This window comes from Mycobacterium sp. E2989, assembly GCF_001667595.1.
Lineage (GTDB): Bacteria > Actinomycetota > Actinomycetes > Mycobacteriales > Mycobacteriaceae > Mycobacterium.
In genome coordinates, this window is record NZ_LZJX01000138.1 from 56,038 (window position 1) to 72,014 (window position 15,977).

Here is a 15,977-nt window from a genome sequence, read left to right on the forward strand (position 1 = left end):
TCAGTGGCCCATGCCCATGCCGCCGTCGACCGGGATGACCGCGCCGGCGATGTAGCCCGCATCCTCGGACGCCAGGAAGCTGACCGCCCCGGCGACGTCCTCGGCGGTGCCGACCCGCTTGGCCGGAATGAATTCCAGTGCGCCCGCCTGGATCCGCTCGTCCAGCGCGCGGGTCATCTCGGTGTCGATGTAGCCGGGCGCGACGACGTTGGCGGTCACCCCGGCCTTGGACAGCTCGCGGGAGATCGAGCGGGCCATGCCGATCAGGCCGGCCTTCGCGGCCGCGTAGTTGGACTGGTTGCCGATGCCCCACATGCCGGACACCGAGCCGATGAAGATGATGCGGCCGAACCGCTTGCGCTGCATGCTGCGCGAGGCGCGCTGGGCCACCCGGAACGCCCCGGTGAGATTGGCGTTGATGACCTCTTCGAAGCGCTCCTCGGTCATCCGGATCAGGAAGGCGTCCTTGGAGATACCGGCGTTGGACACCAGCACCTCGACCGGCCCCTGGTGCTCCTCGACCTCTTTGAACGCGCGGTCGACGGCCTCGTTGTCGGTGACGTCGCACACAACGCCGAACAGCCCCTCGGGCGCCCCGGACCCGCGGTGCGTGACGGCCACCTTGTGGCCGTCGGCGGCCAGCCGCTGCGCGATCGCCAGACCGATTCCCCGGTTTCCGCCCGTCACCAGCACGGAACGGGATACGAATGCGGGTTTGCCGCCGGTGGCGGCACTTTCGGTGGTGTTCTCGGTGGCCGTGTCAGTCACCCCGACAACCTAGCGCCTCGGCGTCATCGCGCCGAAATTGGCTCCCCGACGTGCCGCGAGCGTCACACTGGCGTGGCAACCGAGGCCCGCCGTCACGCTGGCGTGACGCTCGACGGGACGATCAGGTCGGGAGGCGGCGGTTGATCAGCAGCGCCGCCAGCGCCGCCAACGCCAACACCAGCGCGCCCAACCGCACCCAGCCCACGCTGGCATCGCCCTTGATCGTCTCGTAGCCGATCTGCTGCTGCAGCGTCGCGTAGACGGCCTTCAGCTCGGCCAGGCTGGCGGCGTTGTACCAACTTCCGCCGGACAGCTCGGCGACCTTCTTCATCGTGGAGTCGTCGACGGGCACCGGTTGGCGCTGGTCGTTGATCTCGACGAAGCCGTACGGCGTGCCGAACGAGATCGTCGAGATCGGCACCCCCTGGTCCTTGGCCGTACGCGCGGCGGTGAAGGCGCCCTTCGGGTTGTCCGGGTTGGTCGGCATCGTCTCCTTGCCGTCGGAGAACAACACGATGCGCGCCGGCGGCGGTTTGTCGCCGCCGCCGATCACCGCGCCCACCGTCGCGATGGCCTGCAACGCCGTGAAGATGCCCTCCCCGGTGGCGGTCCGGTCGGCGAACTGCAGCTTGTCCAGCGCGTTCTTGGTGGCGTCGCGGTTGGTGGTCGGGGAGACCAACACGGTCGCCGTCCCCGCGTACTCGATGAGCCCCAGGTTGATACCGGGAGTCAGTTCGTCGGCGAACTGCTTGGCCGCCTCCTGGGCGGCCGCCATCCGGTTGGGCTGCACGTCGGTGGCACGCATCGACTGCGAGACGTCGATCACCAGCATCACCACCGCGCGGTTCCGGGGGATCCGCACGTCGTGGGTGGGCCCCGCCATCGCGATGGTGAACAGCACCAGCGATGCCACCAGCAGGATCGCCGGGACGTGTCGCCACCGCGACGGGCGTTGCGGCGCAACGCTTTCCAGCAGTTCCATGTTGGCGAATCGCAGCATCCGCCGCTGCCGCGCGAGCTGCATGAGGATGTACATCGCGGCCAGCCCGAAGACGGCCAGCAGGAACAGGAAGAACCACGAGTGTTCGAAGCCCGACAACGACATCGGGCCGAGCAGCGGCAATGTCACTGCCGCCCCGCCAATGCACCGCGCCGGCGGGACTCGACGAAACGGACGATGTCGGCGATCCAATCGCGGTCGGTGCGCAGGGTCAGCACCGGAGCCCCGCAGCTGCGGATCGTGCGCGCCACCTCGGCACGGTGCGCCGCGGCCGCCTTGGCGAAGTCGTCTCGCAGCTGGGCGTCGATGGTGAACTCGCGGGTGACGCCCGACTCGGCGTCCTGCAGCACGACGTCACCGATGTCGGGCAGTTCCACGTCGCGGGGGTCCAGCACCTCGATGGCCAGCACCTCGTGCCGGGCCGCGATCGCCCGCAGCGGACGCATCCAGTTGATCGGCCCCAAGAAGTCGCTGATGATCACCGCCATGCCGCGGCGGCGCTCCGGCCGGCGCAACGCGTCGATGGCCGTCGCCAGATCCCCGCGCACCCCGACCGGCGCCCGGGGGGTGGTCGCGATGGTGCGCAGCAGCGTCTGCTCGTGCTGGCGCCCGGAGCGCGCCGGCACCCGGACCATGGTCTGGCCGTTGGCGATCAGCGCCCCGAGCCGGTTGCCGCCGCCGCTGTTGAGAAACGTGATCGCGGCCGCGGCCGCCACCGCCAGGTCCCGCTTCTCGCACCCGACGGTGCCGAAGTCCAGGCTGGCCGACATGTCGACCACCAGCCAGGTTTCCAGCTCACGGTCGGCGATCATCTGGCGCACGTGCGGGTGCATGGTGCGCGCGGTGACGGCCCAATCCATCCGGCGGACGTCGTCGCCGGGCTGGTACTCCCGCGACTCCCCCGGCTCCGAGCCCGGCCCCGGGATCAGGCCCAGGTGGTCGCCGTGCAGGACACCGTCGAGCTTGCGCTTGACCGTCAGCTCGAGCTGGCGCAGCGCCGCCGCCAGCTTCGGGTCCACGATCTGCCCGCGCTGCATCGATGGCGGGTGTGACACCGCCGGCCGGGGTTCGGTCACCGACCGCTAGCCGCCCCCGCGGCCTGCATCACCGGGGGCACCGATTGCCCTTGCTGCGGAACGGCATTCACCTGGGGCAGGGCGACCGTCTGCAGGACCCGGTTGATGACGATCTCCGGCGATATCTCGTCGGCGAGCGCGTCGTAGGTGAGCACCAAGCGGTGGCGGAGGACGTCGGGAATGACGTCGACGACGTCCTGCGGGATCACGTAGTCGCGGCCGCGCACCAGCGCCAGCGACCGGGACGCGGCGATGATGCCCAGCGAGGCACGCGGGGAGGCGCCGAACGAGATCCAGGTCTTGACGTCGTTCATGCCGAGCTGCTCGGGATGGCGGGTGGCGGTCACGACGCGCACCACGTAGTCGACCAGCGCGTGGTGGACGAAGTTGTTGGCCGCGATCTCCTGCAGCCGCAGCAGGTCGCCGGTGTTCAGGATCTGCTTGGGCTCGGGCGGCCGCACGCCCATCCGGTAGATGATCTCCCGCTCCTCTTCGGGCGACGGGTAGCCCACGTTGATCTTGAACAGGAAGCGGTCGCGCTGCGCCTCGGGCAGCGGGTACACGCCCTCGTGCTCGATCGGGTTCTGGGTGGCCATCACCAGGAAGGGGTTGGGCAGCGGGAAGGTCTTGCCGCCGATCGACACGTGGCGTTCCTGCATGACCTCCAGCAGCGCCGACTGCACCTTGGCCGGCGCGCGGTTGATCTCGTCGGCGAGCAGGAAGTTCACCACCACCGGGCCGAGCTCGGTGTCGAACTCCTCCTTGCCCTGCCGGTAGATGCGGGTACCGATGATGTCGGTGGGCACCAGGTCGGGCGTGAACTGGATGCGGGCGAACGTGCCGCCCACCACCTTGGCGAAGGTCTCGACGGCCAGCGTCTTGGCCACGCCGGGCACACCCTCGAGCAGCACATGGCCCTTGGAGAGCAGGCCGACCAGCATCCGCTCGACGAGCTGATCCTGGCCGACGATGATGCGCTTGACCTCGAAGATGGCCCGCTCGAGCGTGTGGACCTCGGCGGCCAGGCCGTTCCCGCCGCCGGACGGCGCTTCATGGGCCGGCGCGCCCGGAGGACCACCCGGGCCCGAGTAACCGCTGGCGCCCGGAGGCGGCCCACCTGCTGCTGTCATCAATAACCCTCTCGTTCGGACACGACTGCCGGGCAGCGACGTGCCCGCGTCCAACTATTCCAGGCCCGCCGGATTCCGTCGACGCTGGCGGTTCGCCCCGCGCTCGGCCGGGGCATCGCACCGCCGATCAGTACTCGATGATCCTAGTCAAGAACGGCGTCATGCCGGGCGTGCGGACGGGGCTCACGGTGACATGCCCCGCGAGGCTGGACGCCTCCAGCATCTGGCCGTTGCCCAGGTACATCGTGACGTGCTGGCCGCCGTTGGGCCCGTAGAAGATGAGGTCGCCGCGCCGGGCCTGGTCGGGCGGGATGTGCCGGCCGGCGTTGTACTGGTCGCCGGAGAACCGCGGGATCAGCACGCCGACCCCGGCGAAGCCGTACCGCATCAGGCCGGAGCAGTCGAAGCCGTTGATGTTCGCGCCGTCGCCGACGCCCTTGCTCGGGCCCTCCAGCGAGCCGCCGCCCCACGAGTACGGCACGCCCATCTGCGAACCCATGCGCTTGATCACGTACTCGATGGCCTGCCGGCCGTAGACCCGCGGGATCTTGCCGCCCGGGTTGGTGGGGCTGGCCGCGGCGGGGGCGGGATCCCCCAGGATGTTGATTCCCAGGCCGCCCAAAAATTGCCTGCCGAGGTCCATCGTCGTTTGGGTGGCCTGGGCGGTCGCCTGCAGCGAGGCGTTGGCGACGGCGAGCGGGTCACCCGGGGCGCCCGCGCTGATCGTCGCCGGCAGGGTGGGATCCCACGCGCCGGGTTCGGCCCTGACGACGGCAGCCGGGCCGGCCACCGAAAGCGTCAACCCGGCCACCACGGCGGTGATCCAGGCGAAATTGAACAGGCGAATCCGCTTGCGGCGCATGGCTTTCCGTTCGGTTCTCATTCGTTTACCACTCGATGTAGCGGACCACGTAGGGTGTCATGCCGCTGGTGCGCACCGGCGCGACGCGGACCTTCAGACCGATGTCGGGGGCTTCCAGCATTTGGCCGTCGCCGAGGTAGATCGTCACGTGCTGGCTGCCGCCGGGGCCGTAGAAGATGACGTCGCCGCGACGCATCTGCGATGACGGGATCTTGCGACCCAGGTTGTACTGCGAGCCCGAATAGTGCGGCAGCTTGATGCCGACCCCGGCGAACGAGTACAGGACCAGGCCCGAACAGTCGAAGCCGGTGATGCCCGCTCCCGAATCGATGCCCTTGCTGGGCCCGGCGGCGTTGCCGCCGCCCCAGGAGTAGGGGACGCCGATCTGCGACATGCCGCGCCGGATCACGTATTCGGTGGCCTGCCGCCCGTAGACCCGCGGGATCCGCCCGGAAGTCCCGCCGGGGGCCGCGTTGGTGATGCCGGTGTCGTCGGGCTTGAGGATGCCGAGTTGCTGCAGGAAGTTGCGGCCCAGACCGGCGGTGACCTGGGTAGAGGTCGCCGAGATGCCCAGCACCTGATTGATGACGGCGATCGGGTCGCCCGGGACGTTCGCGCTCGGGATCATCGGCAAGGTGGGGTCCCAGGCGCCGTCCCAGCGTCGGGGCCCGCCCTGCGGCGCGGGCGCGCCCGGCGAGCCGGTCTCCCATCGGTCACCGGACGCCGGCGCGGCTGGGCCGCCGGCTCCGGCCGACCATTGCCGTTGCGCCGCTTCGAGTTTCGCCTGCGCCTCGTCGCGTTCGGCGGCCAGGCGAGTGACTTGCTCGCGCTGAGAGTCGAACTTGCGCTTGGAGTCGGTCAGCGCCGCCACGGCGGCGTCCTGGCTGCCCTTGGCGTCGGCGGCGGCCTTGTCGGCCTTCTGCTTGGCCAGCCGCGCCGCCGATTCCTTGTTCACCTGTTCGGTGCGCGCCCGCTGCAGTTTGGCCATCACCGTTTGCGAGCTCGCCGACAGGGTCTTGGCGGCGGCCTCGGTGGCGATGATGTCGTCGGGGCTGGCGGCGGTCAGGTAACTGCTGGAGGGACCGTTCATGTAGGTGGCCGCCGCGAACGTGTCGAACCGCTGTTGCGCGGCGGCGATCGCGGCGTTGGCCTCCTTGACGGCCTGCTGGCTGGCGTCCAGGTCGCGCTGGGCCGTGGCGGCGTTGTCTCGGGCGGTCTCGACGTCGACCAGGGCCTTGTTGACGCTCTCCTGTTCGGTCTGGATTTCGGCACTCAGGTTTTCCAGGCGCTGGTTGGCCTTCGCCACGTTCGCGATCAACCCGGCCAGGCTGTCGGCGGCGGGGTCGGCCGGCGCCAGCCCCGGCGTGCATACCAGTAGGGCCACGCTCACGACGGAGGGCACGACCGGCCGGACCAGCCTCGCGACCGGCCGCGCAGCGGAGCCCCGACGTGTGCGTCTCATTCGACTCAGGTCTCCTACGGCTCAACGCGACGGGCGGCGCCGGCCACAGAATCCGGTAAAGGCGCCAAAGACAACACCAGCATCATTTGCACCGTACGTCACACTCTTTGGCGTGCAAACGCTCCACCGAAATCGCACTCTCTACGTGCGTTTAATGTGACCGAACGGTGACCTACGGTGTTTGCCGCCAGGGCGCGCCGGCGGTCGACCTGCGGGGCGGGACAGGCCCGACAGAGGTGGCTAGGCCGTGTTGGTGGGCGTCACTTCCTGTGCTCCGGCCGATTCGGTCGGGGTTGCTGAACGCCGGGCGCGCAACTGCAGGAGCCGCGTCCCGACGGCCGCCGCGAAGACGGCGATCAGCAGGAAGATGGTGAGCCCCGTCCAGGGGAATTCGTGGCCCTCCAACTCGCCCACGAAGTGCTGCGCGGAGACCACCGGGTTGCCGGTCTTGGCGATGTCCTCACCGGCCTCGAGGGTGACCCGCGGGAATTGGGTGCTGTAGCTCCCGACGTAGTTCGGGCTCAACGTCAGGACGGTGGAGTCGTGGTAGTCGGCGCCGACCACGGTCGAGATGTCGCGCAGCGGGGTGTCGTTGGGCGGGTTGTGATCGAGCAGCACGATCTTGAGGTTGATGCCGTGGGCGCGCGCCTGGTTGACCACGTCGAGCAGCCCGGGCATGGCCGCGGGCGGCGCGCTCACCCCGTCGGCGGCCACCTGCGCCTTGATCGCGGCCATGTCGACGTCTTGCGGGATGTAAAGCGGCAGGACGAAGGAGTCGTGCCCGGTCATGTGTCCCTCCTGCTGCGCCGTCACACTGGCGTGGCGCTCGGCCACCGCGGTCACTCTAGCGTGACCGCGGGCCAGCATTGGGGGGCCGCAAGGGGTTTAAACCGTCGACTTCCGCGACAAGACTGGGACTGGCGGGGACCCCGCCGTAATACAGGACAAGCGTACTGTTAAAGTGGTAAGCACCGCCGACACGGCCCGTGGGCGGAAGAACTTAATCCCGGGAGTTGAAGTGAGTAAAGAAGATTCTGTGAACTCGTTCGGAGCACGCGACACCCTCGAGGTCGGCGACAAGAGTTATCAGATCTATCGACTCGACGCCGTCCGGGGCACCGAGAAACTCCCCTACAGCCTCAAAGTCCTCGCCGAGAACCTGCTGCGCAACGAGGACGGCGCCAACATCACCAAGGACCACATCGAGGCCATCGCGAACTGGGATCCCAAGGCGGAGCCCAGCATTGAGATCCAGTACACGCCCGCCCGCGTGGTGATGCAGGACTTCACCGGGGTCCCGTGCATCGTCGACCTGGCCACCATGCGCGAGGCGATCGGCGACCTCGGCGGCAAGGCGGAGAAGGTCAACCCCTTGGCGCCGGCCGACCTGGTGATCGACCACTCGGTGATCGCCGACCTGTTCGGCACCGCCGACGCCTTCGAGCGCAACGTCGAGATCGAATACCAGCGCAACGGGGAGCGCTATCAGTTCCTGCGCTGGGGCCAGGGCGCTTTCCGTGATTTCAAGGTGGTGCCCCCGGGCACCGGCATCGTGCACCAGGTCAACATCGAGTACCTGGCCAGCGTGGTGATGGAACGCGACGGGGTGGCCTACCCCGACACCTGCGTGGGCACCGACTCGCACACCACGATGGTCAACGGCCTGGGCGTGCTGGGTTGGGGCGTCGGCGGCATCGAGGCCGAGGCCGCGATGCTCGGTCAGCCGGTGTCGATGCTGATCCCGCGCGTCGTCGGGTTCAAGCTGACCGGTGAGATCCAGGCCGGCGTCACCGCCACCGACGTGGTGCTGACCGTCACCGAGATGCTGCGCAAGCACGGTGTGGTCGGCAAGTTCGTCGAGTTCTACGGCGAGGGCGTGGCCGAGGTGCCGCTGGCCAACCGCGCCACCCTGGGCAACATGAGCCCCGAATTCGGTTCCACCGCAGCGATTTTCCCGATCGACGAGGAGACCATCTCCTACCTGCGGTTCACCGGCCGCTCCGACGAGCAGCTGGCGCTGGTCGAGGCGTACGCCAAGGAGCAGGGCATGTGGCACGACCCCTCCCACGAGCCGGCCTTCTCCGAGTACCTCGAACTCAACCTGTCCGACGTGGTGCCCTCGATCGCGGGACCGAAGCGCCCGCAGGACCGAATCGCGTTGTCGGACGCGAAATCCACGTTCCGCGCGCAGATCGGCGACTACGTCGGCGACGACCCCGACAAGAAGGAGTACTCCAAGCTCGACGAGGCCGTCGACGAGTCCTTCCCGGCCAGCGACCCCGGGGCGCTGGAGAACGGCCACGCCGACGACGCCCCGAAGTTCGAATCGGCCGCGGCGCATGCCAAGGGCCGGGTGAGCAACCCGGTGCGGGTGCGCTCCGACGACCGCGGCGAGTTCGAGCTCGACCACGGCGCGGTGGTGATCGCGGCGATCACGTCGTGCACCAACACCTCCAACCCCGAGGTGATGCTGGGCGCGGCGCTGCTGGCCCGCAACGCCGTCGAGAAGGGGTTGGCGTCCAAGCCGTGGGTGAAGACCACGATGGCGCCGGGCTCGCAGGTGGTCCACGACTACTACGACAAGGCCGGCCTGTGGCCGTATCTGGAGAAGCTGGGCTTCTACCTGGTCGGCTACGGCTGCACCACGTGCATCGGCAACTCCGGCCCGCTGCCCGAGGAGATCTCCAAGGCGATCAACGACAACGACCTGTCGGTGTCCGCGGTGCTGTCCGGCAACCGGAACTTCGAGGGCCGGATCAACCCCGACGTGAAGATGAACTACCTCGCGTCCCCGCCGCTGGTGGTCGCCTACGCGTTGGCCGGGACCATGGACTTCGACTTCGAGTCGCAGCCGCTCGGTCAGGACGAGGACGGCAACGACGTGTTTTTGAAGGACATCTGGCCGTCGCAGAAGGACGTCTCGGACACCATCGCCTCGGCGATCAGCCAGGAGATGTTCACCAAGAACTACGCCGACGTGTTCAAGGGTGACGAGCGGTGGCGCAACCTGCCCACCCCGAGCGGCAATACCTTTGAGTGGGACCAGGATTCGACCTACGTGCGCAAGCCCCCGTACTTCGAGGGCATGTCGGCCGAACCCGAGCCGGTCGGCGACATCACCGGCGCGCGGGTGCTGGCGCTGCTGGGCGACTCGGTGACCACCGACCACATCTCCCCCGCCGGCGCGATCAAGCCGGGCACCCCGGCCGCGCAGTACCTCGACGAGCACGGCGTCGAGCGCAAGGACTACAACTCCTTCGGCTCCCGCCGCGGCAACCACGAGGTCATGATCCGCGGCACGTTCGCCAACATCCGGCTGCGCAACCAACTGCTCGACGACGTCTCGGGCGGCTACACCCGGGACTTCACCCAGGACGGCGGCCCGCAGGCGTTCATCTACGACGCCGCGCAAAACTATGCGGCGCAGGACATCCCGCTGGTGGTCCTGGGCGGTAAGGAATATGGGTCCGGGTCATCTCGCGACTGGGCGGCCAAGGGCACGCTGCTGCTGGGCGTGCGCGCGGTGATCGCCGAGTCGTTCGAGCGCATCCACCGCTCCAACCTGATCGGCATGGGCGTGATCCCGCTGCAGTTCCCCGAAGGCAAGTCGGCCAAGGAACTGGGGCTGGACGGCACCGAGGTGTTCGACATCACCGGCATCGAGGAGCTCAACGACGGCAAGACGCCAAAGACGGTGCGCGTCAAGGCTTCCAAGGAAGGCGGCGACCCGATCGAGTTCGACGCGGTGGTGCGCATCGACACCCCCGGGGAGGCCGACTACTACCGCAACGGCGGCATCCTGCAGTACGTGCTGCGCAACATGCTGAAGTCGTAGCCGCCACCGCTTGTGCCAAAAGTCAGCGAGGACCATCTGGCGGCTCGCCGCCGCCAGATCCTCGACGGCGCCCGCCGCTGCTTCGCCGCATACGGCTACGACAAGGCCACGGTGCGGCGGCTGGAAACGGCGATCGGGATGTCGCGCGGTGCGATCTTCCACCACTTCCGCGACAAGGACGCGCTGTTCTTCGCGCTGGCGCACGAGGATGCCGAGCGAATGGCCGACGTCGCGTCGCGCGAGGGCTTGATCCAGGTGATGCGCGACATGCTCGCCGCGCCCGACCAGTTCGACTGGCTGGCCACCCGGCTGGAGATCGCGCGCAAGCTGCGCAACGACCCGGACTTCAGCCGCGGCTGGGCGGAGCGGTCCGCGGAACTGGCGGCGGCGACGACCGATCGGTTGCGCCGCCAGAAGGAGGCGCACCGGCTGCGCGACGACGTCCCCGGTGACGTGTTGCAGTGCTATCTGGAATTGGTGCTCGACGGCCTGGTGGCCCGGCTCGCCTCGGGCGAAGACCCGCGGCGGTTGTCCGCCGTGCTCGACCTCGTCGAAAAGTCCGTGCGCCGCAACGATTCCGGGTCGTAGCGCGCCGCTACACCCGGGCGACCCGCGCGGTGCGGTTGGGGCCGCCCCGGCCGCGCATCGTGGTGCCCGCCTGCCGCAGCAGGCTGTGAATCGAGCCGTACGATCGGCCCGTGCGGGCGGACAGGGTGCGGATGCTGGCGCCGCCCTCATAGGCGTTGCGCAGCTCGACCAGCAACTGGTCGCGGGTCTTGGACCTTTGCAGTGTCCTTTTCATGGCTGGCCTCCGCGCCTCGACACGATCGCAAGCACCCAGAGTAAGAACCCGCCGCCACCCGCGGGGGTGATTTCAACCAGAAATCAGGCGAGCTCGATCAGATCGCGGTATTCGTCGGACCAGAAGTCCTCGGTGCCGTCGGGCAGCAGCACGACGCGCTGCGGGTCCAGGGCCTCGGCCGCGCCCGGGTCGTGCGTCACCAGCACCACCGCGCCGGAGTAGCTGCGCAGCGCGTCGAGCACCTGTTCGCGCGACGCGGGGTCGAGGTTGTTAGTCGGTTCGTCGAGGAGCAGGACGTTCGCCGTGGAGGCGACCAGACCGGCCAGCGCGAGCCGGGTCTTCTCGCCGCCCGACAGGGTGCCCGCCGGCTGGTCGAGTTGCGGCCCGCTGAACATGAACGCGCCCAGCAGGCCGCGCAGATCCTGCTCGCCCGAATCGGGTGCGGCGTGCCGGATGTTCTCCCACACGCTCGCGTCGTTGTCGAGCGTGTCGTGCTCTTGGGCGAAATAGCCCATCCGCAAACCGTGTCCGGGCTCCAGCCCGCCGGTGTCGGGCTGCTCGGTGCCGGCCAACAACCGCAGCAGCGTGGTCTTGCCGGCGCCGTTGAGGCCCAGCACCACCACCCGCGACCCGCGGTCGATGGCCAGATCGACCCCGCTGAACACCTCCAGCGACCCGTACGACTTGCTCAGCCCCTTGGCGATCAGCGGCGTGCGCCCGCACGGGGCCGGGGTGGGGAACTTGATGCGCGCCACCTTGTCGGCGACCCGTTCCTCGTCGAGCGCGGCCATCATCCGGTCGGCGCGACGCAACATGTTCTGCGCCGCAACGGCTTTCGTGGCCTTGGCGCCCAATTTGGCGGCCTGCGTGCGCAGCGCGGCGGCCTTGCGTTCGGCGTTGGCGCGTTCCCGGCGGCGACGCTGCTCGTCGGTGGCCCGGGCGTCGAGGTACTTCTGCCAGCCCATGTTGTAGACGTCGACCTCGCCGCGCACGGCGTCGAGAAACCACACCCGGTTCACGACGTCGGCGAGCAACTCGACGTTGTGGCTGATGATCACCAGCCCGCCGGTGTGGGCCCGCAGGAAATCCCGCAGCCAGCCAACCGAATCGGCGTCCAGGTGGTTGGTGGGCTCGTCCAGCAGCAATGTGGTCTCTGAACCTGAAGCGCCCGCTCCGCCTTCCGACGCGGCGAACAGGATGCGAGCGAGCTCCACCCGGCGGCGCTGCCCACCGGACAGCGTGCGCAGCTGCTGCGTCAGCACCCGGTCCGGCAAGCCCAGGCTCGCGCAGATGCGGCTGGCCTCGCTCTCGGCGCCGTAGCCGCCCAACGCGACGAACCGCTCCTCCAGCTGCCCATAGCGGCGGATGGCGCGGTCGCGCGCCGCGTCGTCGGCGACCTCGGCCATCAAGGCCTGCTGCTTTTCCAGGTCGGTGAGCAGGACGTCGAGGCCGCGCGCCGACAGGACGCGGTCGCGCGCCAGCACGTCCAGGTCGCCCTCTTTGGGATCCTGTGGCAGATAACCGATTTCGCCGGCGCGGGCGACGGATCCGGCATACGGTTCGGTCTCCCCCGCCAGGATGCGCAGGGTGGTGGTCTTGCCGGCGCCGTTGCGGCCGACCAGCCCGATGCGGTCGCCCGGCTGCACGCGCAGGTCCGGCCCGTCGGGCGAGAGCAGAATGCGCGCACCAGCGCGGACCTCGAGGTCCGTGGCCGTGATCACATCTTCTCCCTTTTTGCTCCGCCGCTATTTGTCGTCGGTGAACACCGGCGGCCGCTTCTCCGCGCGCGCGGCGACCGCTTCTTCGAAGTTGGCGGTGAGCAGACGAACGAACAGTTGACCCAAGCCTTCGGCTTGCATGTGCCCCTCCAGGCTACCGGCGTCCAGTCCACTCCACAGTGTGCGCTTGGTCAACTCGATTCCCGGCCGCGAGAAGGCCGCGATGCGCGCGGCGATGGCGTAGCAGGTGTCCAGCAGCTGCTCGTCGGGCACCTGGCACGACACCAGGCCGATGCGCTCGGCCTCCTCGGCGGTGACGTCGCGGCCGGTCAGCATGATTTCGAAGGCCCGCGACGCGCCGATGGCCCGGGGCAGGAGGTAACTGAGCCCCAGTTCGCTGGCGGTCAGGCCGTTGTTGATGCCGGCCGCGCGGAAGTACGCGCCGGTCGAGGCGACCCGGATGTCGGCGGCCAGCGCCAGGCAGAGCCCGCCGCCGATCGCGGGCCCGTTGACCGCGGCGATCACCGGCTGGTGCAGGCGCCGCAGCCCCAGGATGACCTCGTCGAGGACCTCCATGGAGCGCAGCGCGTACGTCGGGCGGGTCAGCCCCTCCACATGGGGCACCGAGCCCGCGGACTTGTGGTCGGCGCCCGAGGAGAAACCCCGGCCCGCCCCGGTCAGCACGACCACGCGCACGGAATTGTCGTACCGGACCTGCTCCAGGGCCTCCTTGAGCGGCACCATGACGTCGAACGCCATGGAATTCATCCGCTCGGGCCGATTGAGGGTTATCAGCGCGACACCGGGTCGCGGGTGCTCTACCAGTACCAAACTCACCCAAGCAACCTAGCGCGTTGCCGGGGGCCGCCCCGCGCGCGCCGCGGCGCCGGTCCTATTCGGCCTGGCCGGCCTGGGCCGCGTCGACGTCGAAGGCCCGGATTTGCTGCACGAGGTCTTCGAGGGCCGCCGGCGGCAGCACCCCGGCCTGGTTGAACAGCAGTTTGCCCTTCTTGAACGCCATCAGCGTCGGGATGGAGCGAATCTGGGCGGCCGCGGCCAGCTGTTGTTCGGCCTCGGTGTCGACCTTGGCGTGCACGATGTCGGGGTGCTTCTCGGCGGACGCCTGGAAAGTGGGCCCGAACTGGCGGCATGGGCCGCACCAGGACGCCCAGAAATCGACGAGCACGATGTCGTTGCCCTCGATGGTTTCGTTGAACTTCTCAGCGGTGAGATCGAGTGTTGTCACGTTTGCTGTAACGCGGGGGCGCGACGTGGTGTTCCCGGGGTTTGGCGGCGGGGCGGGACCGCTCGAGGTGCCCGCTCCGCTTTTTCCCCGCCGCAACCGTCGCGTAACCCGGCGGCGGCCGACCGTAGGTTACGGTTGCGTACGTTTTCCCACGTCGGAGACACTGAGCGGACGATCCGCCGCGTCAAGGGACCAGTGAGGGAATCGCGTTGGGCCACTACATCGCTAACGTCCGTGATCTCGAGTTCAACCTGTTCGAAGTGCTCGACGTAGGCGCCGTGCTCGGCACCGGACGCTACAGCGACCTCGACGCGGAAACGGTGCGGACGATCCTCGAGGAAGCCGCCCGCCTGGCCGAAGGCCCGGTGGCCGAGTCCTTCGCCTTCGCCGACCGCAACCCGCCGGTGTTCGACCCGGCCACCCACACCATCAGCGTGGCGCCCGAACTGGCCAAGACGGTGCAGGCGATCAAAGAGGCCGGCTGGTGGCGATTGATGCTGGACGAACAGATCGGCGGCATGGCCGCGCCACCGCCGCTGGCCTGGGGCGTCAACGAAATGATCATCTGCGCCAACCCGTCGGCGAACTTCTTCAGCCTCGGCCCGCTGATGGCGCAGGCCCTGTTCGTCGAGGGGAACGAGGAGCAGCGGCGCTGGGCGGCCGAGGGCGTGGAGCGCGGCTGGGCGGCCACCATGGTCCTCACCGAACCCGACGCGGGCTCCGACGTCGGGGCCGGCCGCGCCAAGGCCATCGCCCAACCCGACGGCACCTGGCACATCGAGGGCGTCAAGCGGTTCATCTCGGGCGGCGACGTGGGCAACACCGCCGACAACATCTTCCACCTGGTGCTCGCCCGCCCGGAGGGCGCCGGGCCGGGCACCAAGGGACTGAGCCTGTTCTACGTGCCCGAGTACCTTTTCGACCCCGAAACGTTCGAACTCGGCCCCCGCAACGGGGTTTTCGTCACGGGGCTGGAGCACAAGATGGGGATCAAGTCCTCCCCCACGTGTGAATTGACCTTCGGCGCAACGGATCTGCCCGCGGTCGGCTATCTGGTCGGCGACGTGCACAACGGGATCGCGCAGATGTTCACCGTGATCGAGCACGCGCGCATGACGATCGGCGTGAAGGCCGCCGGCACGCTGTCCACCGGCTACCTGAACGCGCTGGCGTTCGCCAAGGAGCGGGTGCAGGGCGCGGACCTGACGCAGATGTCGGACAAGACGGCACCGCGGGTGACCATCATGCATCACCCCGACGTGCGTCGCAGCCTGATGACGCAGAAGGCGTACGCCGAGGGTTTGCGGGCCCTGTACATGTACGCCGCCGCGCACCAGGACGACGCTGTCGCCCAACATGTTTCGGGCGCCGACCACCAGATGGCCCACCGCGTGGACGACCTGCTCCTGCCGATCGTCAAGGGCGTGAGCTCGGAACGCGCCTACGAGATCCTGACCGAGTCGTTGCAGACGCTGGGCGGTTCGGGCTTCCTGCAGGACTACCCGCTGGAGCAGTACATCCGGGACTCCAAGATCGATTCGCTCTACGAGGGCACCACGGCGATCCAGGCGCTGGACTTCTTCTTCCGCAAGATCGTTCGCGACCGCGGCGAGGCCCTGCAGTTCGTGACGGCTCAGATCAGCGCGACAATCGATGAGTGCGACGAGGAGCTCAAGCCGCAGGCCGAGCTGCTGCAGACGGCGCTCGACGAGGTCATGTCGATGACGGGTGCGTTGACCGGGTACCTGATGTCCGCCGCGCAACATCCCACCGAAATCTACAAAGTCGGGCTCGGATCGGTGCGGTACCTGCTCGCGGTCGGCGACCTGCTCATCGGCTGGCGACTGTTGGTGCAGGCCGGGATCGCGCACGCCGCGCTGGCGGGCGCGGACGGGAACGACGCCGCGTTTTATCGGGGCAAGGTGGCGACGTCGGCCTTTTTCGCCAAGAACATGCTGCCTAAGCTCACGTCGCTGCGCAAAGTCATCGAGTCCATCGACGGCGAAATCATGCGCATCCCCGAGCAAGCGTTCTGACCGCGGCGCGGATTACGCACAGGTTAGCCACAGCTCCAACTG

General features: G+C 68.7%; 14 protein-coding genes. 3 read left to right on the top strand and 11 right to left on the bottom strand.

Going from position 1 to position 15,977, the window contains the following annotated elements:
* From fabG1 to A5680_RS24580, 7 genes are all read right to left on the bottom strand, one after another.
* Complete coding sequence (gene fabG1 / locus A5680_RS24550; protein WP_067824165.1) at positions 1 to 768, bottom strand: 3-oxoacyl-ACP reductase FabG1; 768 nt, start codon at positions 766 to 768, stop codon at positions 1 to 3.
* Between the two features lie 121 nt (positions 769 to 889).
* Positions 890 to 1,897, bottom strand: a complete 1,008-nt coding sequence (locus A5680_RS24555) for a VWA domain-containing protein (protein WP_055405819.1) — start codon at positions 1,895 to 1,897, stop codon at positions 890 to 892.
* Entirely contained in the window at positions 1,894 to 2,844 is a 951-nt protein-coding gene (locus tag A5680_RS24560; RefSeq protein WP_055404983.1) for a DUF58 domain-containing protein, read from the bottom strand. The genes A5680_RS24555 and A5680_RS24560 overlap by 4 nt, the downstream gene beginning before the upstream one ends.
* Positions 2,841 to 3,974 carry a MoxR family ATPase gene (locus A5680_RS24565; RefSeq protein ID WP_055404984.1) on the bottom strand — a complete coding sequence of 378 codons (1,134 nt, stop codon included), beginning with the start codon at positions 3,972 to 3,974 and terminating at the stop codon, positions 2,841 to 2,843. The genes A5680_RS24560 and A5680_RS24565 overlap by 4 nt, the downstream gene beginning before the upstream one ends.
* A 127-nt stretch (positions 3,975 to 4,101) precedes the next feature.
* Positions 4,102 to 4,836 carry an NlpC/P60 family peptidoglycan endopeptidase RipB gene (gene ripB, locus A5680_RS24570; protein WP_055404985.1) on the bottom strand — a complete coding sequence of 245 codons (735 nt, stop codon included), beginning with the start codon at positions 4,834 to 4,836 and terminating at the stop codon, positions 4,102 to 4,104.
* Positions 4,837 to 4,861: 25 nt separating this feature from the next.
* On the bottom strand, positions 4,862 to 6,298 hold the full coding sequence (gene ripA / locus A5680_RS24575) for an NlpC/P60 family peptidoglycan endopeptidase RipA (protein WP_067824168.1): 1,437 nt from the start codon (positions 6,296 to 6,298) through the stop codon (positions 4,862 to 4,864).
* A gap of 240 nt (positions 6,299 to 6,538) precedes the next feature.
* Complete coding sequence (locus tag A5680_RS24580) at positions 6,539 to 7,087, bottom strand: DUF6676 family protein (RefSeq protein WP_067824258.1); 549 nt, start codon at positions 7,085 to 7,087, stop codon at positions 6,539 to 6,541.
* Positions 7,088 to 7,316: 229 nt separating this feature from the next.
* Between A5680_RS24580 and A5680_RS24585 the strand changes: the two genes are divergently transcribed.
* Complete coding sequence (locus A5680_RS24585; protein ID WP_197499843.1) at positions 7,317 to 10,133, top strand: aconitate hydratase; 2,817 nt, start codon at positions 7,317 to 7,319, stop codon at positions 10,131 to 10,133.
* A 12-nt stretch (positions 10,134 to 10,145) separates the two neighbouring features.
* Entirely contained in the window at positions 10,146 to 10,721 is a 576-nt protein-coding gene (locus A5680_RS24590) for a TetR/AcrR family transcriptional regulator (protein WP_067824173.1), read from the top strand.
* 7 nt (positions 10,722 to 10,728) lie between these two features.
* Here the strand turns inward: A5680_RS24590 and A5680_RS24595 are convergent, their stop codons facing one another.
* From A5680_RS24595 to trxA, 4 genes are all read right to left on the bottom strand, one after another.
* On the bottom strand, positions 10,729 to 10,935 hold the full coding sequence (locus A5680_RS24595) for a helix-turn-helix domain-containing protein (RefSeq protein WP_369808555.1): 207 nt from the start codon (positions 10,933 to 10,935) through the stop codon (positions 10,729 to 10,731).
* A gap of 83 nt (positions 10,936 to 11,018) precedes the next feature.
* On the bottom strand, positions 11,019 to 12,656 hold the full coding sequence (locus tag A5680_RS24600; protein WP_067824176.1) for an ABC-F family ATP-binding cassette domain-containing protein: 1,638 nt from the start codon (positions 12,654 to 12,656) through the stop codon (positions 11,019 to 11,021).
* A gap of 24 nt (positions 12,657 to 12,680) precedes the next feature.
* Positions 12,681 to 13,490, bottom strand: a complete 810-nt coding sequence (locus tag A5680_RS24605) for an enoyl-CoA hydratase (RefSeq protein ID WP_055404990.1) — start codon at positions 13,488 to 13,490, stop codon at positions 12,681 to 12,683.
* 55 nt (positions 13,491 to 13,545) lie between these two features.
* Positions 13,546 to 13,899 carry a thioredoxin gene (trxA, locus tag A5680_RS24610; protein ID WP_055404991.1) on the bottom strand — a complete coding sequence of 118 codons (354 nt, stop codon included), beginning with the start codon at positions 13,897 to 13,899 and terminating at the stop codon, positions 13,546 to 13,548.
* Positions 13,900 to 14,108: 209 nt separating this feature from the next.
* Here trxA and A5680_RS24615 point away from each other — a divergent pair, with 209 nt between their 5' ends.
* A complete protein-coding gene (locus tag A5680_RS24615; protein ID WP_067824180.1) occupies positions 14,109 to 15,935 on the top strand; it encodes an acyl-CoA dehydrogenase in 1,827 nt (608 codons plus the stop codon).
* The last annotated feature ends 42 nt before the right edge of the window (positions 15,936 to 15,977 follow it).